The sequence below is a fragment of the Sphingomonas sp. So64.6b genome, assembly GCF_014171475.1.
Taxonomy (GTDB): Bacteria; Pseudomonadota; Alphaproteobacteria; order Sphingomonadales; family Sphingomonadaceae; genus Sphingomonas; species Sphingomonas alpina_A.
Genome location: NZ_CP048817.1, coordinates 1,810,224 through 1,827,066 on the forward strand (window position 1 = coordinate 1,810,224; position 16,843 = coordinate 1,827,066).

Genomic DNA, 16,843 nt, shown 5'->3' on the forward strand with positions numbered 1-16,843 from the left:
GCGGCACCGATCACCGCCGCAACCGGCCAGGAACAGGGAATTTTCGACGTGAACAACGACTATAACCCACGCAACGCCCGCCACACCGTCGCAGCGATCGTCTGCACCATCGTGTGCAGCACGGTGTTCGTACTCGGCGCCGTCGCACCGGCCCAGGCGTCTGCCGCTCCCACTCACCAGATCGCCGCTCACGCATAAATCGAGCGGCGCCAGCCGGGGTGGTCCAACGCCCCTTGCACCGCCCCGGCACCCTAACCCTTCACCCACTCAACGGCCCAGTATTCCGGCCAGCGTATCTTCAAGGAGTTTACCGATGGGCATTTTCTCCCGCACCCGCGACATCATCGCCGCGAACTTCACCGATCTGCTCGACAAGGCGGAAGACCCGTCGAAGATGATCCGCATGATCATCCTCGAAATGGAGGAAACCCTGGTCGAGGTTCGCGCCTCCGCCGCGCGCACCATCGCTGATCAGAAGGAAATGCGCCGTCACATCTCCAAGCTGGACACGCTGCAGGAAAGCTGGACCGAAAAGGCCGAACTCGCGCTGTCGAAGGACCGTGAGGATCTAGCCAAGGCCGCTTTGGTCGAGCGCCAGAAGGCCGCCGATATGGCCGACCAGCTGCGTGCGGAGATCGGCGTGCTCGACGATGCGTTGCGCGCTTCGGAAGAGGACATCGCCAAGCTGCAGAACAAGCTGCGCGAGGCGCGGACGCGGCAGAATTCGATCGTCACCCGGCTGGAAAGCGCCAACAACCGCTTCAAGCTGCGCGACATGTATGCCGGACCCAAGATCCAGGACGCGTTCTCGCGCTTCGAGGTGATGGAACGCCGGGTCGATTTCGCCGAGGGCCGGGCCGACGCGCTAAGCCTGGGTGGACCGCAGAAGAGCCTCGAAGAGGAACTCGCCGAGCTGAAGTCTGCCGAGAAGGTCGATGCCGATCTCGCCGCGCTGAAGGCACGCCTGGGCAAGGACAATTGAGATGGAATTTCTGGTTGGCATCATCGCGATCGTTTCGATCTTCATCGGGCTTCCCTGGTTGATCTTCCACTATGTCACAAAGTGGAAAACGGCACCCAGGATTACCCAGGAGGACGAGAAGCTGCTCGACGAGATGCATATCCTCGCCCGCCGTCTCGAAGACCGGCTCAACACCGTCGAACGCATCGTCGCCGCCGACAACCCCGACTGGAAGCCCGGCCTGCCGAGCGCATCCAGCTCCGACTACGAAATCACCAGGAGGAACTGAAATGTCCGCCAGCCGCACCAAATTCTATCTCGACAAGCAGAACCGCAAATGGCTCGGTGTCTGCTCCGGGATCGCCGACTACACCGGGGTGGACGTCACCTGGGTCCGGATCGGCACCGTCGTCCTCACCCTTGCCGGTGGTTTCCCCTGGACGCTGATCGCTTACTGGCTCGCCGCCTGGATGGCCGATACCAAACCTTACGGCCTGTACGACACGCCGGAGGATGCGAAATTCTGGCAGGGTGTCCGATCCAACCCGAAGCGTTCGACCGCCGAAGTGCGCTCGACCTTCCGCGAGATCGACCGCCGGCTTGCCGATATCGAAATGCACTACACCAGCCGCAACAGCCGGCTCGCCAACGAGATCGACAGCCTGCGCTGAGACGCAGACCGATCCGCGGCTGATCAGGGAGAACGACAATGAATTGGGGTGGACCTGGCTTCGTCATCGCGATCATCGCGATCTCCACCGCCGGATGGGTCATCAACAACTGGATCCGTGCCCGCCACGGCTATCCGATGGAGGATGAATGGTCCGGCAAGAAGAGCCACCGTACCGATGTAGCGGTCGATGCCGAACGCAAGATCGGTCTGCTCTCAACCGAGAATGAGCGCCTGACCGGCCAGATCAGCCGCCTGGAGGAACGGATCGCCGTCCTCGAACGCATCGCCACCGACCCCGCCGAGCGCACCGCTCGCGAGATCGACTCACTGCGCTGAGATAGGAATATAACGATGAACCCGACACAATTCATACCGGTCATAAGCGCCATCGGTCCGGTCATTGCGATCGTCACGGTGTCCGGCGTAATCGGCTGGGTGATCACCACCTGGATGCGCATCCGCCACGGCTATCCGCTCGACGGGCAATGGGGCCAGGCGATCTACCCGAAGACCGACCAGGAAGCCGCCGAACGCATCCGCCTGCTCAGCCAGGAAAATGGCCAGCTGCGCGCCGAGATCGGCTCGATCAAGGACCGGCTCGCCAATGTCGAACGGATCGTCACCGACGGCGCGCACAGCCTCGATCGCGAGATCGAAAGCCTGCGCACCAAGCCGAACTGAGGAGCAATTCCGATGTCCCCCCTGCTGATCCCCATTCTTGGAATATCCTGCGGCCTGCTGGCGATCTTCGGCGGCGTCTTCATCAAACCCTGGTTCGCCTACAAGCATCGCCAGATGGAGCTCGAAGCCAAGATGATCGCCGAAAAGGCGGCACAATATGCCTCGCAGACCAGCAGCCTGGAACAGCGTGTCCGTGTGCTGGAACGCATCGTCACCGACCGCGGCATCGAACTTGCCGATGAAATCGACCGCCTGCGCGATGACAGCGCGCCACTCAACAAACCGCGCGATGACAACGCGCCGCTCAATTGACCCCTCCCCCGAAAGGAATCACGAAGTGCTTATCATCTTCGCAGTGCTCGCCACCATCGCCGGCGTCGGTGTGTACTTGACCGAACGCGTCGATCGGCGGCTTCGCCGCCAGGAGCGCGAAGCCCGCAACGCCCAGTAATTTCCCAACTCCAAGAACAAGAAACAAGGGAGACCTTCCATGAACCCGTTCGAAATGGTCGTCGCGATCATCGTTGTCATCACGATCGGCAAAGTGCTTCAGGCACGGTTCGGCGGAAGCCATAACAGCCGTCGCGACGCCTTCCATCCGCACCGCGAAGACGCGGCGACAGAGATGGAGAACCAACGGCTGCGCGAGGAACTGAAGGCGATGAAGGATCGCCTCGCCGTCCTCGAACGCCTCGCCACCGACAGCAACGATAGCGGCGCCCGTCTCGATCGCGAGATCGAGAAGCTCCGCGACCGCAGCTAAACGCAAAACCAAACCAAGGAGCAGGGATCATGACCGATCCAAACTTCTATCTCACTCTATCCGCCACAGCATTGGCCGGTCTCGGCATGCTGACCCTCGCCACCCTGACCGGCTGGCGCGGCTGGCTCGCACTCAAGCAGCAGGAATTGCGAGCGAATAGCGACTTCCATCCCGCCACCCCGGTACCCAACGCCAGCGCGCGGATCGAGATCGCCGACCTGAAGGAACGCATCCGCAAGCTCGAGGCGATCGCCGCCGGCGTGGATCTCTGACCTCTTCCCCGGCAATGACTGGAGAAGTCGAGGTTGGGGAAGTTGAGGTTGGGGGAAGTTGAGGTTGGCATGGCGGGCAACGAGGCTATAGCCGGCGCCATGCCCGATCTTTCCGACCTGCAAGACGAATATGGCTTTCTCGACGCGGACGACCGGTACCGTATGCTGATCGACCTGGGCCGCGAACTGGAGCCGATGCCCGAAGCGCTCAAGACCGACGCGACACTGGTGCGAGGCTGTTCCGCCTCGGTATGGGTCTATCCCACCGTCCGCGACGATGGCACGCTCCACTTCCTCGCCGATTCCAATGCCGCGATCACCAAAGGCATCATCGCGCTGGTCTTGCTGACGGTACAGGATACCGCGCCGGCGACGATCCTTGCCACCGATATCCCGGCGGCACTCGCACCGTTCGACCTGAAGGGCCAGCTCAGTTCGAACCGGACCCAGGGAATTCCCAACATGATCGCGCTGATCGTCGAGACGGCACGGCGCTACGCCGACCGCTAATAGGCGATTCGGTCGACCTTCACGCGCATTGCACCGAACCGTTGCGTTCAGCGAACGGCAGCAGCCTTTGGTGGTTTGGGATAGGGCACGAACTCGCCCAACCCGACCGATCCGCTCGACATCCGCGAAGACCGATCGACCAGCTGTATGATGTCGATACTGCACAACTGGCTGGAATAGGTCTTGCTCACGAGGATATCATCATCGTCGAGGAAGGCGCCGCCGCCATTCACGTTGTTGACGTAAAGCGTCCCATTCCTGCCGCGATAGACGATCGCTGTCTTGTCGATGATCTCGGTCGACTGAATATCGCGCAGTTGGATACAGTTCACCGGCGCACCGGCAACCCGCCCGTCGAGCATCTTTGCCAGCTTCGCGTCCGGACTCAATCGCTCGGCTTGAGCAGCGCCGCCACCGATCAGCAGAGCACCGGCGAGGATAAGGTGAATTGCGCGCATGCCAAAAACTCCTGTCATTATGTCGGATCACAACACAGTCGGCCTGAACCGTGGCTGACCGACGTTACCCTATCTGTTAAGACGGAGCGCCGAGACGATTTCCTCAATATCCTGACGCGCCGGCACGATCTTCCATTCACCGGGATGAGCAGCATCGACTATCGTCACGGCGCCGCGCGGGCAGACGCCGAGGCATTTGACTTCGATGATGCCGAGTTTGCCTTTACGGTCCTTGCCGCCGCCAAGTTCCTTGCGCAACGCCTTGGCCAGCGAGGTACGCCCTTTGGGGCCAAATCCGCCGTCGAGCCGCTTCGAACATTTTCTGCATACCAGCAGCGCGGTCGACCAATGCGAGCGCACCGATTTCAGGCCGGCCGCCTTCAACCGGCGGGCTTCCATTCCCGCGCTTCCTCCGCCAGGCGGAGGACGTCATATGCGGCCTGGATCGCCTGAAAGCGCTTGGCGGCATCGGCATCGCCGGGACGCAGGTCAGGGTGGTTATCCTTGGCAAGCTTACGCCATGCCAATCGGATCAAGGCGAAATCGGCATCGGGGTCGAGCTCGAACAATTCCAGCGCACGCATTTCGTCGCGCGACCGGCTGCCGTCGCCCGGGCCAGCCCAGCTGTGATGCTTAGATTCGGTATAGCCGTCGGCGGTGGACCGTTCGGCGGCCTCGCGCTCGGCCGCTTCCTCTGCGGTCAGTCCTTCGAAATAATTCCAGCCGCGATTATATTCGCCGGCATGTTCCTGGCAGAAATACCAACGCTCAGGGCTGTTGGGCGATTTCGGCGCGGGGCAATTGCCCGGCTCCTCGCATCCATGCCGGTCACACAGGCGTACCGTCGTCGCCTCGCTGCCCGCGGAGCCGTAGCCACGCCAGCGAGGGAAGCCCCAGTCGACCGATCGAGAAGAAGAACGCGCCATCGCCGCCCGACATAGGCCGCGCGGACGAGAGCGCAACCCGGGGGATCAGTGAATCAGGAACTTCACGCGCTGTACGCTGCCGCCGCACCCAAGCCCACCATCGGGGCGAAAACTTTTCTCATACCTTGCGGTCGCGAGCGTTTGCTTGCCTGCATTGGTGAAGACGAACGGCGGATAGGAGATGATCGCGCGTTCGTTGAGCACCTTGCCATCGGCGGCGACATCGAATTGCACCTGTGTCCAGCCCTCGAAGCCCCATTGCCGCGCTTCGTCCGGGAAAGTGCCGCCAGCGTGCAGGAAACGCGGCGGTGCATCGATCAGCGCGCACTGATTGGCCGCCAGACCGGAATTTGCAAACGCGGTACGCGCCGCGTCGACATTGCCGTTCGCCTGTTCGAGCGAGGCGAGCCGAACCAGCGCGCCGACCCGTAGCGGGTGGTTGGCGGGCAAGCCGGATTCGTCGCCGACCTGCTTGAGCAGGACACGCGCGCCATTTTCGTCGAACGAGCGCATGGCGTCCGCCAGCATCAGCCGGATCGCCGACCGGGCAGGTACATCGGCGGCATAAGCCGGATCGGATAAAGCCGACCTGATCGCCTTCGCTGCCCGCCGTGCGTTCCAGGCCTCGGCACCGCTGCTCGCCGCGACGATGCGGTCGATCGCGAAACGCGCCGTGGCGGGTGCCCCGGCGGTGGCGACGATGGTCAATGCCCGGCGCGCGAAACCGTTCGCTTCTTCACGTGGGACAACGGCATTTTGCGCCAACAGGTGCAGGATTGGTACCAGAGACAGGGCATCCTTGCCGTCCCGTGCTTCGGCCGCCACCAGCTGGCTGCGCAGCGCGGGCAGCGTCGCGGCATCCGAACCGGTCGCAAGCGACGGCGGTGCGATGTTCTTGCTCGACAGCCAGACTCCGAGATCGCCATCGAGATAATCGCCAACCGAGGGGCGCTGGAACACCGTGGAGCAGCGCAGCTCGATGCGCATGCGAATGCGGTAGAAGGCCGGCATCGTCTTCACCTGAACCGGATCGAACGACCAGTTGCGCACCGCACGAGCAAATTCCAGCGCAACCGCGCCGCCGCCCGCGGCATAAATGGGGGTGGCAGAGACCGTTCCGTCACTCGCGATGGAGAGTTCGACCACCGCCATATCCTCGGGCCGTAAATTGGCCTCGCCGCCACAATCGGGCACCTTCATCTGCGGACCGGGATCGAAACTGCCCGTGCTCAGGCGTCCCGCCCCGGTCATCGCCATGTAACGGCGCGCCTCGTCGGTCTTGCCGTTAAGCAATGCCGCGATCGCGTAGTTCGATCGTGCCGCCACATCAGACAGATCGGTCTTCGAGGTCAGGCCGCCGAGCAGCTTGACCGCCGCGCCGGCCTCAAGCTGAGCTGCCGCATAGTCGCCCCGGTTCAGCAGCAACTGGCTCTTGACGCGTTTAAGGATCGCGCGATTCTGTGCGTCGATCTGCAACGGTGCCATGAATGCCTCTGCCCGCGCCATGTCGCGGGTTGCCGCGTCGGGATCGACGAAGGTCTCCGCTTCAACCAGGCCGCGAAAAGTGGCAACGCGATTGAGATCGTCGGTCGCGATCGGCTCCGCCTGACGATAAGCTTCGGCAGCGCTCGCATAATCGAGCGAATATTCCGCGATCCGCCCCAGGCTCGACCAGCCGGTATAGCGGTCGGCCTTCAGTGTCGGGTCGTCGACTGGCAGATCGACCAGCCCGGCACGAATCACCGCGACCGCATCGTCGTATCGCCGCAGTCCGATCAGCGCCGTCGCCTTGCGGACGCGAATAATCGCGAGGCTGCGTTTGTTTTTGGGGATCCGCTTTTCCAGCGCTTCCCAGGCGGCCATCGCCTCAGCATCTTTTCCGGCGTCCTGCAGCGCGGTTGCCGCTTCGAAATCCTGCTGAACGGAGCGTTTGACGGATTGTGCAGGAGTCGGACTGGCGGCCGCAGCCGGAGACACGGCCTGGGCCGCGATAAGCATCATCCCCAGCATTTTTACCTGCCTTTTCGGTGTACTACCAAGAATAGTCGATAACCGGCCGGTAACGCCAGCGACATTTCAACTGGTTCGGTCGGGCCTGTAACCTGATCGGCTATGGGCGATCAGTGCGGCGAGGATCACCAATCCCGCGGGTAGCGCGACCGCAACTCCGCCGATCCGGATCGCCAGCGCAGCGCCCAGAACCGCGCCGAAAACCAGCGCGAGCCACAGGCCGAGCCAGGGCATCGCCTCGCGCAATTGCCCGGCACCGGTTGCCGCTGCGGCGAGCCGTTCGCCGATCCTGGCCAGTGCGCCAGTCATATAGGTGACGCCGAAGCGGACCTCGCCATCGACCATGAATACTGCATTCGCGCTGCCCATCGCCAACACCATCAGGGGTGCAGCTGCCTGGGGTTGCCGCGTCGCGTGCAAGACCGCCGCGCCAGCCAGCAACACCCCCTCGACCAGCAACAGTGCGACGGTCCGGTTGCCATGAGCTCTGGCGCCGATAATGTTGCCCGCCGCCACCCCGGTGACGAACAACGCGATCAGGCCCGCAGCGAAAGCCAGGTCGGGCCACATTTCCTGCGCCGCGGACACCGCCAGGCGAGTCGAATTGCCGCTCATGAAGGAAACGAAGAACTGGCCGATCGTGACGAAGGCGGTCGCATCGACGAAACCCGCGACCGCCGCGAGCATCAGGGCGAGCGTCAATCCGGATCGATCGAGTTGTTTCATTCGCAGCGGATTAGCAGGCCGAATCGGCATGAGCCAATGCGTCCTTGAGAGAAAATGCCAGAGGGTCTGTAAGCCGGGTTCTGTCCTCGCACCGAGATGCGATGTGCGACCATTCCTCTAGGCCCGTATTTGCATACGGGCTCAAGCAACCAACCCGGGCGACGAGCTGAAACAAAGCTCATGTGCCGCCCCTATTCGGTCTTGCTCCCGGTGGGGTTTGCCGTGCCGCCCCTGTTACCAGGCGCGCGGTGCGCTTTTACCGCACCCTTTCACCATGACGTGGCCGAAGCCGTCGCCGTCTGCTCTCTGTGGCACTTTCCCTGGGGTCGCCCCCGCCGGGCGTTACCCGGCACCGTCGTTTCGTGGAGCCCGGACTTTCCTCGGCGTGCTAATGCACGACGCGGCCGCCCAACCCTCTGGCGCAACCGCCCTACTCGTCCCCTTGCGGTTTTGGCAACAGCAGTGCGAGCAGGATGCAGCGGCACTCGCCGTCGATCTCGCCGTCGATCAGTTCCGGCCGAAACCGACGCTGGAAAGCGACCACCGCGGCGAGTTTGTCGGCGACATCATAACCGAAGCGTTCGAGTGCGATGAGGAAGCCCGAATCGCTCCACATCGGGTCCATCAGATTCCGGGTCGGGCGCGGCAGTGCAAGACGCAGTTTGGCGAGGCGTGCCCAGGGGAACAACTCACCCGGATCCTGTTTGCGCGTCGGGGCGATGTCGGAATGGCCGACGACGTTACCGCGCGAGATACCGTGACGTTCCTTGATCTCGCTCAGCAACGGCAGCAGCGCGTCGATCTGCTCTTCCGGGAAAGGGCAATAGCCCCATTCGTGGCCCCGATTGACCAGTTCGATCCCAATGCTCGCGCTGTTGACGTCCTCGATCCCGCGCCAGCGCGATTTGCCGGCGTGCCACGCGCGCTTGTCCTCCGCCACCATGCGTACGACCGCGCCGTCTTCCTTGACGAGATAATGCGCCGACACTTTCGCGGCCGGATCGGTCAACCGTGCGATCGCCGAGTCTGCATCATGCATGCCGGTATAGTGCAGCACGATCATCGACACCGGCAGCACGCGGTCGTCGAAATTGGGTGACGGCGTCTCGATCATGCTCATGGCGTGTCCCCTGCGCGCGCGGTTCGAATAGTGACGATCGCGACACCGAGCATCGCCACCGCGCCCCCCGTTAGCATAAGCATGGTCAGCGGCGTTCCGAAATACCAGGATGCGGCGAAAACCGAGACGATCGGCGCTGCGAGGGTCAGTGGCGTGACCACGCTGATCGGGTGACGCTGCAACAGCCAGGACATCGATCCCTGCCCGATCACGGTCGATCCGATCGCTGAAAAAGCCACCCAGCCGAGCGTGGACAGCGGCAATGAGGATATCGTCCGCATCGCCGCCGGCTCGACAAACCAGGCGAGCGTGCCCAGTGTCACCGAACCCCAGAAACCGACCCAGGCATAGATGGTCAGGACCGGCACACCGATCAGATAGCGCTGGATCAGCGAGCAAATCGCCCAGATGAAGCTGGCGACCGCGGTCAGCATCAGCCCGGGCACTTCGCGCGCGGCGTCTGGATCGAACACCAACAGCACGACCCCGCCAAAGGACAAGGCGATGCCCGCGATGCGCGGCCAGCGGATGCGTTCGCGAAACACCAGGATCGCCAGCAACAGCGAAAAGGGCACGCCGAGCTGCCCCGCGATCGCCAGGGCGCCAACATTGTCGGACACCGCGAGCGACACATTGACCACGATGTAGAACAGCCCGCCGGATAAAATGCCCAATATGGTCAGCAGGCGCATCTTGCCGGGCACGATCCTGAGCGCGGAGCCGCAAACCACCAACACGATCAGCTGGCGCAGGAAACCGGCGGTCAGCGGTGCGATCGCCGTAACCGCCATCTTCACCGCGATGATGTTGAAACCCCACAAGATGTTCATGATCACCACGACCGCGAAGTCGCGAGCGCCGAAGCTATTGGTTTTGGGAGCAGTCCCGATCATGGCCGCCGCTTGCGACGCGAGGCCGGTAAAGTAAACCGTCGCCGAGAGTCCGAAGACGGTGCAAAATCACTCAACCGCGAATTTTAAAACAAACTCTCAGGCGCGCGCGGCCATCCCACAGGACACGATGCCGGTCGGCTCGTAAAGCCCCCGATAATCGGGTGAAGGTCGGAACGCTTCGGTCTGGCCGATCACCGTTTCGCCCGCACCGAGCACGAGCAAACCGCCTGGCCGCATCACCTGCGCCAGGCGATCGAGTACCTGACAGCGCAATGACGGCGACAGATAAAGCAGAACGTTGCGGCACAGGATCACATCAAAGCGCCCGATCGGCAGTGGATCGGCGACCAGATTGAGCCGGCGGAAGGAGATGCGGCGAACCAGTTCGGGCCGGGCAATCCAATCCAGGCCAACCGTATCGAACCAACGCATCATGCGGCGCACCGGCAAACCGCGCTGAATCTCGAATTGCGAAAAGCGCCCCGCCCGCGCGCGCGAAATTGCGTTTTCCGAAACATCGGTCGCGACGATCTCGGGCGACTGCAATCCGGTCGCCGCCTCATGCTCGGCGAAAAGCATCGCCAGCGACAAGGGCTCCTGTCCCATTGAACAACCAGCCGACCACACACGCAATCGTCGCGTCGGTCCCTCGGCGCGCATCGCGTCGAGGGCCGGCGGGATCATGTCGAGTACCGCCGCATCGCGGAAGAATGAACTTTCCTGGTTGAGCAAGGCGTCCACCACCTGATCGGCGACCACCGGGTCGCGTCCACCGACGATGGCCCCGGCCAGATCGTCGAGCGTTTCCAGTCCGCGTTCGCGCATCACCGGTTTGAGTGCGGTCTCGATACGCCATTCACGGTTCGCCGCGATCTGCTGGCCGGTACGCTGTTCGAGCAACGCGGCGAAGATGTGCATCGCGCCGGTCGGCCGCGCGAGACCCACCGGGCCAGCCGGCCGCGCTCTGGGCATGTCGGGCGTCGGCATCAGGGCCGCCGCCGCATGGCGATCAGCCGGCCGATCTCGTCGGGCGGCAGGATCGCATTGGCGCCGCCCGCGCTGGCGATCGCACCAGGCATGCCCCACACAACCGAACTCGCCTGATCCTGCACGACGACGCAGCCGCCGGCCTCGGCAAGCCGTTTCGCACCGTCGCTGCCATCCCGGCCCATGCCGCTGAGCACGATTGCCAGCGCGCGCGCGCCGAACACCTCGGCCAGGCTCTCGAACATCGGGTCGACTGAGGGCATGCAACCGCTTTTCACCGGTTCACGCGACAGTCGCACCGCGGCCGAGCCGTCACCGAGATTGACCAGGCGCATATGGCCATCGCCAGGTGCGATGATCACCCGGCCCGGACGAATGCGCATGCAATCGGTCGCGACGTCGCACGGCCGTCCGGCGAGCACCGCCACCTGTGCCGCGAAATAGGGCATGAAGGATTCGGGCAGATGCTGGGTGATCAGGATCGGCAGTGGAAAGCTCGCCGGAATCTCGCGCAGCAGCTGGCTGAGCGCATGAATCCCGCCGGTCGACGCGCCGATCGCAACGATGTCGAAGCCGCCGCTGTCGCTGCGCACCGATACCGTCGGCAACACGTCCTCGACGATGTCGTCGATCTCGAGCAGACGCGTCAGCTTGTCAGTCAGCACTTCGGCGAAACGGCCGGCGAACGCACCGACGCCGGGTTTGACCAGCGTATCGGCAGCACCCAGCGCCAGTGCCTGGATCGTGGTCGCCGCGCCCTCATCGCATGAGGACGAAACGATCAGCACCTTGGCGCCGCGGCTTGCCGCGATCAGGTCGGGCAAGGCGGTCAGCCCGTCGGTCCCTGGCATGTCGATATCGAGCAGGATCGCGTCAACCGCGTTGCCCTTTAGAAAGGTCAGCGCGGCCTGAGCATCGGGGACCGCTCCGGCGACCACGAAACGGCGGCTCGCCTCGATCATCCGGCCGATCACTGCACGCGCGACGACCGAATCATCGACGATTAGGATTCGGGGCGGATGACCGGGACGGTGACTGGGCGCATGACCGCGCACACGCGCAGTGGCGCGGAGCGACCGGGCCTCGGCGGGCGGGCGGGGCATCGGCGCGGCCTCAGGCCATGCCGACGATCTGGAGCTTGCTTTCCAGCGTCTCGCGATCGAACGGCTTCATGACATATTCGTCGGCGCCGGCTTCGATCGCGGCGCGAATATGCGCCATGCCGTTCTCGGTGGTGCAGAACACTACCTTGGGCCGATGCGAAACCGCGCTGTCGCGCAGCGCGCGGAGGAAATCCATCCCGCTCATCACCGGCATGTTCCAGTCGAGCAGAACTACGTCGGGGGCAGATGCCAGACAGGAATCGAGCGCCTCGCGGCCGTCGCCCGCTTCGGAAACGGTGAAGTTCAGCGTTTCCAGAATATGTCGGGCAACCTTGCGGATCACCTTCGAATCATCGACCACCAGGCACGTCTTCATTTGTAAATCCTGTTCCGCTTGGTGCCTGTTTGCCGGAAACCCGTAAGCGTCGCGTTAATTTGTAAAAATCTACAGACGATCGTCACGCCGCCAGCGCCGTCAGGCCGGGAATCAACGCGCGCAAGTCGATCGCCAGGATCGCCTCGCCATCACGCTCGACAATCCCGCACCCCGTCGCGCGCCAACCGCCATCGAGCACGATACCCGATGACAAGGGCACAAGGTCGAAGGGCAAGACGTCCTCCAGCGAATCGACCAGCACCGCATAATGATGCCCATCGGCGAGCGTGATGATCGCGCGTGTCGCCGGTACGCTGGCGGGCGGGACGCCCAGCGCAGCGCGGGTGTCGATCACCGTCACGACCCGGCTGCGGAGCGCCGCCAGGCCGAGCACCTGGCTCGCCGCGCGCGGGACGGGCACGACGTCACCGATATCGACGACCGATTCGACTTGTCCCGATTCGATCGCCACCGCGCGACCGGCGACATGGGCGATCAGAAACAATTGCGTCATCAGCCCTGCCCTCCCGAGCATCTGCCTGCCCGCTCGGCGAGCGCGGCAAGCAATGCCCCCCGATCGTAACGATAGATACTATCGTCGTTTATGCCATTGGCCGAGCGGTCCTGGCGCAGTCGGACAACCGGCGCAGCGCCGATCCGCGCCGGGGCGCCCGAATCCATGGTCAGGACCACCGCAGCGGTTTCATCCGCGCTCAGCCTGGTCGCGACGCGGTAACCAGCGCCTTCCAGCACCGGTTTCAGGAAGGTCGTCATCCACACCGTGTCCGCCCCGTCGATCAGGCAAACCGGGGGGCTCTCCTCCCGCCCCTCCTCGCCGTGAGTCGCGAACAGCCAATGGACGTCGAGCAGTTCGATCTGTTCGTCATCGAGCGCGACCACGCCGGCGACTGGTCCGACCTCGCGCGCCGGCGCGATGGCATCGGGCAGCGACACGATATCGAGCGCTTCGGCGATCGCGTAACCAATCTCCATCGCGCCATCGCGCAAGCGCAGCACTGATACGTCGAGGCGTTCGCCGATCTCACCCTGAGTGGCGAGCGGGATGATCCGGCCGTCTATCGACAACCGCCACCGCCCGGCGGCAAAGCGGATCGCATCGGTCGATACCGGCTCGACGCGATCGATGACCGACAGCGGCACCAGGCGGCGCACACCGTCGAGGTCGTCGAACAACAAAGCGCTGGGGCGTTCGGCCACGCTGATTTCGGGAATATCATCCTCATCGACGATCTCGCGATGGAAAGTCAGGCCGGCGACGGTGGCGATGCCGGTGCAATCGAGCAACAGCATGGGCAAGCCACTGTCGGGCAAGGTTTGCCCGGCATAAAGGCCGGTCGACATCACTGCCGGCGCCGCCGGCTTGATGACCAGTTCCTCATGATCGAGCACGGCATCGACCGCGAGTGCATAACTGCCACCGACCACGCTGACGATCACCAGCATCGGGGGCGGACCGCTCGCGGTCATGCCCAGCGTGCCCGACAGATCGACCAGCGGCATACGTCGTTCGCGGACCGTCGCCGCCGGCGTATCGCCGAGCATATCGATGCGGATCGCATCGCCGCCGACGCGCACGATTTCCTCGATCGCCTGGCGCGAGATGGCGAAGCGCTGATCGCCGACCCCGACCCCAATGGTCGAGATGATCGACAGGGTCAGCGGCACATGGATGGCGATGCGCAGGCCCTTGCCGGGATTGTTGTGCAGATCGATGCGGCCGCCGATCTGCTCGATATTGGCGCGCACCACATCCATGCCGACGCCGCGCCCAGAGATCGAAGTGACCTCGTCCTTGGTGGTGAGCCCCGCCTCGAAGATGAGGTCGAGCCTGGCCTTGTCGCTCAACGCGCGAAGATCGCGCTCGGACCGCCCGGTGCCGGCGATCTTGGCGATCAGCCGTTCGGTGTCGATGCCCTGCCCGTCATCACCGATCTCGATGATGATCTGGTTGCCCGACTGGCGCGCGGCGACGGTCAGCCGACCATGTTCGCGCTTGCCCAGCACACGGCGCAGCGCTGGCGCCTCGATCCCATGATCGATTGCGTTACGCACGATATGCACCAGCGGATCGCGCATCATCTCGATCATTTCGCGATCGAGTTCGACATCGGCGCCTTCGATATGGAGGTTGACCGACTTGCCCAGTTCCGCCGCCGTGTCGCGCACCATGCGCGGCAGCGCGGAAAACAATGCATCGATCTTCTGCATGCGCGTCCGGGTCACCGTGTCGCGCATCTCCGCGACGGTCAACGACAGGCGTTCCAGCGCGGCTTCGACCGCGGGATCGACGCCATCGTCACGCAAACGCCGCGCCAGTTCGTTGCGCGCCAGCACCATGTCGGACATGCCCGACATCATTCGGTCGAGCAGGTCGACATTCAGCCGCACGCTGCGCAACGGCGCGCGCGGGGTGAGCGCAGAGGGCGCTGGAGCGACGGTTTCCGGCTCCGATCCTTCGTCGAGCGCCGCGATCAGCAGATCCTCACCCGAATCGGCCAGCGCCGCGCCTGCGTCGATCGCTTCGACGATCTCGCCGATTCGGTCAACGATCGCGAGTACCGCGTTGACCAGCGACGTGTCGGGAGTCCGCGTCCCCGATCGCACTGCGGCAAGGACATCCTCGGCAGCATGGCTCAGCCGGGCGAGCCGCGGCAGATCGAGGAAACCGCAGCTTCCCTTGACCGTATGGACGAAGCGAAAAATCGCGTCGAGCCGGTTGCGATCGGATGGATCGCTCTCCCACGCGACGATCTCGCCGGAAAGCGCTTCCAGCGTCTCTCGCGTCTCGGCGATGAATTCTTGAAGAAGATCGTCCATGTGTCCCCGCGCGGCTTGCATCGGACCATGGTGTAAAAGCGGTTAAGGACCGGTTATTCCCGGAGCGATGAGCATGATGATCAGAATATTCACCCTGCTGGTTGCTGTGGCGATGGCGACCCTTATCGGCTTCGTGCTGGGCCGTTCCGGCAGGTGGCAAGATTATGAACAGCGCCGGCTCGGCGTGATGCAGGCGATCGTCCGGCAAGTGGGTCCGGGTCAGATGCTGATCGTCGGCGACAGCATCGTCGAGATGCAGTCGCTGCCGGAGATTTGCGGTTTGGTGCCGATCAATGCCGGCATCAGCGGTGCCCGGTCGCAAGACCTGCTCGGTTTTTCCTCGGCGGCGATCGCGTTGACCGGGCCGTCACGTATCGTTTTCGCCGTCGGCGTCAACGATCTGCTGCAAGGCACCGACCTGAAACAATGGACCGCTCAGACCACCGAACTTGTCGATCAATGGCGAGGCAAGCCGATCATCATCGGCATCACCGCGATCAAAAAGGCCGATCCGGCGATGGCGGAGCGAATGAACGCCGTACTGCGCGACCTGGCGACGAAACGCGGCGGCATTTTCGTCAAAGGGCTAAGCGCGCCCGAAACCTATGACGGCGTGCACCCGTCGCGCGCTGGCGCCAAGGCATGGCAGCAACGCCTTGCCGCAGCCTGCGCCGGGCCTCAGCCCGCCTTGAACGCGGCCCCGAACAGCAGCACCGGTTCCGCCGGATCGGATACCTGAATCCGACCGCCACCTTCCGCAACGAGCGCATGAACGAGATAGGCGGCGGCCGCGCGCGGCGTGATGACGGCATCGCCGGTCTCGCCGCTCAACGCATTGCGCAATTCCTGATCGAGCACGATGCGCGGCCCGTCGGCACGCACGACGATCTCGACCTGGCCGCCGACGCTTTCCGCCCCGACGTCGAGCTGCCCACCGCGGATCAGCGCGTCGCCCGCGATCAGCGCCAGGTTGAGCAATGCCTTGATCGCCGGCTTGGGCAGCGTCGTGTCCTCGATCAGCCAGCCGAGCTTGACGCGATGATTGTCCCCAAACAGCCCCTCTATCGCTGCGCGCGCCTCGCGCGAATCCACCATTTCGCCGAACCCGCCCGCCGCACCAAAGGCGAGCCGGAAGAATTTCAGCTTGTTGGCTGACGCGCGCGCGCTTTCGTTGAGCAATTCCAGACAACGCTGGCGCATCTCGGGATCATGCTCGTCGGCAAGCAATTCGAGGCCGTTGTTGAGCGCGCCCACCGGGCTGAGCAGGTCATGGCAAAGTCGCGAACAAAGCAGGCTGGCGAAATCGACCGCACTGATGGTCATGAAAAGGGTCCGCTTTCGGGATTATTGATTTGATCGCTCTTCTGGCGATGTGGGCGCGCGGGCGCAACCCATTGCCAAGCGTCATGAAGGCGCCCTGCCGACGCTCCATATCGGCCCAGCGTGACTCCTGCCGCGGCTTGCGCCTCCCTCGCCGCCACCTGTCCGGTTCAATTCAAATGGCTCTCCGGCGTCGTCCCCCCTTGCGTTCATCCTGAGCTTGCAG

24 protein-coding genes and 1 other RNA gene are annotated in these 16,843 nt (G+C 63.7%); 11 read left to right on the plus strand and 14 right to left on the minus strand.

Features of this window, described 5'->3' with window-relative positions; all coding sequences use genetic code 11:
• Window positions 1-48: 48 nt before the first annotated feature.
• From G4G27_RS08635 to G4G27_RS08680, 10 genes are all read left to right on the plus strand, one after another.
• Window positions 49-198, plus strand: a complete 150-nt coding sequence (locus G4G27_RS08635) for a hypothetical protein (RefSeq protein WP_183112947.1) — start codon at window positions 49-51, stop codon at window positions 196-198.
• Window positions 199-313: 115 nt separating this feature from the next.
• Complete coding sequence (pspA, locus tag G4G27_RS08640) at window positions 314-982, plus strand: phage shock protein PspA (protein ID WP_183112948.1); 669 nt, start codon at window positions 314-316, stop codon at window positions 980-982.
• 1 nt (window position 983) lies between these two features.
• Complete coding sequence (gene pspB / locus G4G27_RS08645; RefSeq protein WP_183112949.1) at window positions 984-1,250, plus strand: envelope stress response membrane protein PspB; 267 nt, start codon at window positions 984-986, stop codon at window positions 1,248-1,250.
• 1 nt (window position 1,251) lies between these two features.
• Window positions 1,252-1,632: an envelope stress response membrane protein PspC gene (pspC, locus tag G4G27_RS08650; protein ID WP_183112950.1), complete on the plus strand. Its 381-nt coding sequence runs from the start codon at window positions 1,252-1,254 to the stop codon at window positions 1,630-1,632.
• Between the two features lie 38 nt (window positions 1,633-1,670).
• On the plus strand, window positions 1,671-1,970 hold the full coding sequence (locus tag G4G27_RS08655; protein ID WP_183112951.1) for a hypothetical protein: 300 nt from the start codon (window positions 1,671-1,673) through the stop codon (window positions 1,968-1,970).
• Between the two features lie 15 nt (window positions 1,971-1,985).
• Complete coding sequence (locus tag G4G27_RS08660) at window positions 1,986-2,315, plus strand: hypothetical protein (RefSeq protein WP_183112952.1); 330 nt, start codon at window positions 1,986-1,988, stop codon at window positions 2,313-2,315.
• Between the two features lie 12 nt (window positions 2,316-2,327).
• Window positions 2,328-2,627 carry a hypothetical protein gene (locus G4G27_RS08665; RefSeq protein WP_183112953.1) on the plus strand — a complete coding sequence of 100 codons (300 nt, stop codon included), beginning with the start codon at window positions 2,328-2,330 and terminating at the stop codon, window positions 2,625-2,627.
• 178 nt (window positions 2,628-2,805) lie between these two features.
• Window positions 2,806-3,078, plus strand: a complete 273-nt coding sequence (locus tag G4G27_RS08670; protein ID WP_183112954.1) for a hypothetical protein — start codon at window positions 2,806-2,808, stop codon at window positions 3,076-3,078.
• A gap of 29 nt (window positions 3,079-3,107) precedes the next feature.
• The gene (locus G4G27_RS08675) at window positions 3,108-3,350 is read left to right on the plus strand and encodes a hypothetical protein (RefSeq protein WP_183112955.1); all 243 of its coding nucleotides are present in this window, start codon (window positions 3,108-3,110) and stop codon (window positions 3,348-3,350) included.
• A 99-nt stretch (window positions 3,351-3,449) separates the two neighbouring features.
• Window positions 3,450-3,860, plus strand: coding sequence for a SufE family protein (locus G4G27_RS08680; RefSeq protein WP_183113702.1), 411 nt, complete (start codon window positions 3,450-3,452; stop codon window positions 3,858-3,860).
• Window positions 3,861-3,907: 47 nt separating this feature from the next.
• On the opposite strand, the gene G4G27_RS08685 is transcribed toward G4G27_RS08680, so the two are convergent.
• The 13 genes from G4G27_RS08685 to G4G27_RS08745 form a co-directional block, all read right to left on the minus strand.
• A complete protein-coding gene (locus G4G27_RS08685; protein ID WP_183112956.1) occupies window positions 3,908-4,318 on the minus strand; it encodes a hypothetical protein in 411 nt (136 codons plus the stop codon).
• A gap of 69 nt (window positions 4,319-4,387) precedes the next feature.
• Window positions 4,388-4,717 carry a hypothetical protein gene (locus G4G27_RS08690; protein ID WP_183112957.1) on the minus strand — a complete coding sequence of 110 codons (330 nt, stop codon included), beginning with the start codon at window positions 4,715-4,717 and terminating at the stop codon, window positions 4,388-4,390.
• Entirely contained in the window at window positions 4,699-5,244 is a 546-nt protein-coding gene (locus G4G27_RS08695) for a J domain-containing protein (RefSeq protein WP_183112958.1), read from the minus strand. Before G4G27_RS08695 ends, G4G27_RS08690 begins: the two co-directional genes overlap by 19 nt.
• A gap of 45 nt (window positions 5,245-5,289) precedes the next feature.
• Window positions 5,290-7,245 (minus strand): hypothetical protein, encoded by a 1,956-nt coding sequence (locus G4G27_RS08700; protein WP_183112959.1) that lies wholly within the window; start codon window positions 7,243-7,245, stop codon window positions 5,290-5,292.
• Window positions 7,246-7,320: 75 nt separating this feature from the next.
• Window positions 7,321-7,980 (minus strand): YoaK family protein, encoded by a 660-nt coding sequence (locus tag G4G27_RS08705; protein WP_183112960.1) that lies wholly within the window; start codon window positions 7,978-7,980, stop codon window positions 7,321-7,323.
• A 53-nt stretch (window positions 7,981-8,033) separates the two neighbouring features.
• Window positions 8,034-8,400: RNase P RNA component class A (rnpB, locus tag G4G27_RS08710), an RNA gene on the minus strand.
• Between the two features lie 10 nt (window positions 8,401-8,410).
• On the minus strand, window positions 8,411-9,100 hold the full coding sequence (locus G4G27_RS08715; protein ID WP_183112961.1) for an N-acetylmuramoyl-L-alanine amidase: 690 nt from the start codon (window positions 9,098-9,100) through the stop codon (window positions 8,411-8,413).
• Window positions 9,097-9,993: a DMT family transporter gene (locus tag G4G27_RS08720; protein WP_183112962.1), complete on the minus strand. Its 897-nt coding sequence runs from the start codon at window positions 9,991-9,993 to the stop codon at window positions 9,097-9,099. Before G4G27_RS08720 ends, G4G27_RS08715 begins: the two co-directional genes overlap by 4 nt.
• A gap of 96 nt (window positions 9,994-10,089) precedes the next feature.
• Window positions 10,090-10,911: a protein-glutamate O-methyltransferase CheR gene (locus G4G27_RS08725; protein ID WP_183113703.1), complete on the minus strand. Its 822-nt coding sequence runs from the start codon at window positions 10,909-10,911 to the stop codon at window positions 10,090-10,092.
• 68 nt (window positions 10,912-10,979) lie between these two features.
• Entirely contained in the window at window positions 10,980-11,942 is a 963-nt protein-coding gene (locus G4G27_RS08730; RefSeq protein WP_244624692.1) for a chemotaxis protein CheB, read from the minus strand.
• A 151-nt stretch (window positions 11,943-12,093) separates the two neighbouring features.
• A complete protein-coding gene (locus G4G27_RS08735; RefSeq protein ID WP_183112964.1) occupies window positions 12,094-12,459 on the minus strand; it encodes a response regulator in 366 nt (121 codons plus the stop codon).
• A gap of 82 nt (window positions 12,460-12,541) precedes the next feature.
• Window positions 12,542-12,973: a chemotaxis protein CheW gene (locus tag G4G27_RS08740; protein WP_183112965.1), complete on the minus strand. Its 432-nt coding sequence runs from the start codon at window positions 12,971-12,973 to the stop codon at window positions 12,542-12,544.
• Window positions 12,973-15,297, minus strand: a complete 2,325-nt coding sequence (locus G4G27_RS08745; protein ID WP_183112966.1) for a chemotaxis protein CheW — start codon at window positions 15,295-15,297, stop codon at window positions 12,973-12,975. Before G4G27_RS08745 ends, G4G27_RS08740 begins: the two co-directional genes overlap by 1 nt.
• Window positions 15,298-15,370: 73 nt before the next feature.
• On the opposite strand from G4G27_RS08745, the gene G4G27_RS08750 reads away from it, so the two are divergent.
• On the plus strand, window positions 15,371-16,036 hold the full coding sequence (locus tag G4G27_RS08750) for an SGNH/GDSL hydrolase family protein (RefSeq protein WP_183112967.1): 666 nt from the start codon (window positions 15,371-15,373) through the stop codon (window positions 16,034-16,036).
• On the opposite strand, the gene G4G27_RS08755 is transcribed toward G4G27_RS08750, so the two are convergent.
• On the minus strand, window positions 15,976-16,620 hold the full coding sequence (locus G4G27_RS08755; RefSeq protein WP_183112968.1) for a histidine phosphotransferase family protein: 645 nt from the start codon (window positions 16,618-16,620) through the stop codon (window positions 15,976-15,978). The two genes, G4G27_RS08750 and G4G27_RS08755, sit on opposite strands and share 61 nt — an antisense overlap.
• Between the last annotated feature and the right edge of the window lie 223 nt (window positions 16,621-16,843).

Excerpts from the sequence above, each read along its gene's own strand:
- G4G27_RS08690 (WP_183112957.1), bottom strand. The coding sequence starts at position 4,717 with ATGGAAGCCCGCCGGTTGAAGGCGGCCGGCCTGAAATCGGTGCGCTCG.
- G4G27_RS08755 (WP_183112968.1), bottom strand. The coding sequence starts at position 16,620 with ATGACCATCAGTGCGGTCGATTTCGCCAGCCTGCTTTGTTCGCGACTT.
- G4G27_RS08725 (WP_183113703.1), bottom strand. The coding sequence starts at position 10,911 with ATGCACATCTTCGCCGCGTTGCTCGAACAGCGTACCGGCCAGCAGATC.
- G4G27_RS08745 (WP_183112966.1), bottom strand. The coding sequence starts at position 15,297 with ATGGACGATCTTCTTCAAGAATTCATCGCCGAGACGCGAGAGACGCTG.
- G4G27_RS08665 (WP_183112953.1), top strand. The coding sequence starts at position 2,328 with ATGTCCCCCCTGCTGATCCCCATTCTTGGAATATCCTGCGGCCTGCTG.
- pspA (WP_183112948.1), top strand. The coding sequence starts at position 314 with ATGGGCATTTTCTCCCGCACCCGCGACATCATCGCCGCGAACTTCACC.
- G4G27_RS08735 (WP_183112964.1), bottom strand. The coding sequence starts at position 12,459 with ATGAAGACGTGCCTGGTGGTCGATGATTCGAAGGTGATCCGCAAGGTT.
- G4G27_RS08695 (WP_183112958.1), bottom strand. The coding sequence starts at position 5,244 with ATGGCGCGTTCTTCTTCTCGATCGGTCGACTGGGGCTTCCCTCGCTGG.
- G4G27_RS08680 (WP_183113702.1), top strand. The coding sequence starts at position 3,450 with ATGCCCGATCTTTCCGACCTGCAAGACGAATATGGCTTTCTCGACGCG.
- pspC (WP_183112950.1), top strand. The coding sequence starts at position 1,252 with ATGTCCGCCAGCCGCACCAAATTCTATCTCGACAAGCAGAACCGCAAA.
- G4G27_RS08670 (WP_183112954.1), top strand. The coding sequence starts at position 2,806 with ATGAACCCGTTCGAAATGGTCGTCGCGATCATCGTTGTCATCACGATC.
- G4G27_RS08685 (WP_183112956.1), bottom strand. The coding sequence starts at position 4,318 with ATGCGCGCAATTCACCTTATCCTCGCCGGTGCTCTGCTGATCGGTGGC.
- G4G27_RS08675 (WP_183112955.1), top strand. The coding sequence starts at position 3,108 with ATGACCGATCCAAACTTCTATCTCACTCTATCCGCCACAGCATTGGCC.
- G4G27_RS08750 (WP_183112967.1), top strand. The coding sequence starts at position 15,371 with ATGATGATCAGAATATTCACCCTGCTGGTTGCTGTGGCGATGGCGACC.
- G4G27_RS08730 (WP_244624692.1), bottom strand. The coding sequence starts at position 11,942 with ATGATCGAGGCGAGCCGCCGTTTCGTGGTCGCCGGAGCGGTCCCCGAT.
- G4G27_RS08700 (WP_183112959.1), bottom strand. The coding sequence starts at position 7,245 with ATGATGCTTATCGCGGCCCAGGCCGTGTCTCCGGCTGCGGCCGCCAGT.
- G4G27_RS08715 (WP_183112961.1), bottom strand. The coding sequence starts at position 9,100 with ATGAGCATGATCGAGACGCCGTCACCCAATTTCGACGACCGCGTGCTG.
- G4G27_RS08740 (WP_183112965.1), bottom strand. The coding sequence starts at position 12,973 with ATGACGCAATTGTTTCTGATCGCCCATGTCGCCGGTCGCGCGGTGGCG.
- pspB (WP_183112949.1), top strand. The coding sequence starts at position 984 with ATGGAATTTCTGGTTGGCATCATCGCGATCGTTTCGATCTTCATCGGG.
- G4G27_RS08705 (WP_183112960.1), bottom strand. The coding sequence starts at position 7,980 with ATGAAACAACTCGATCGATCCGGATTGACGCTCGCCCTGATGCTCGCG.
- G4G27_RS08660 (WP_183112952.1), top strand. The coding sequence starts at position 1,986 with ATGAACCCGACACAATTCATACCGGTCATAAGCGCCATCGGTCCGGTC.
- G4G27_RS08720 (WP_183112962.1), bottom strand. The coding sequence starts at position 9,993 with ATGATCGGGACTGCTCCCAAAACCAATAGCTTCGGCGCTCGCGACTTC.
- G4G27_RS08655 (WP_183112951.1), top strand. The coding sequence starts at position 1,671 with ATGAATTGGGGTGGACCTGGCTTCGTCATCGCGATCATCGCGATCTCC.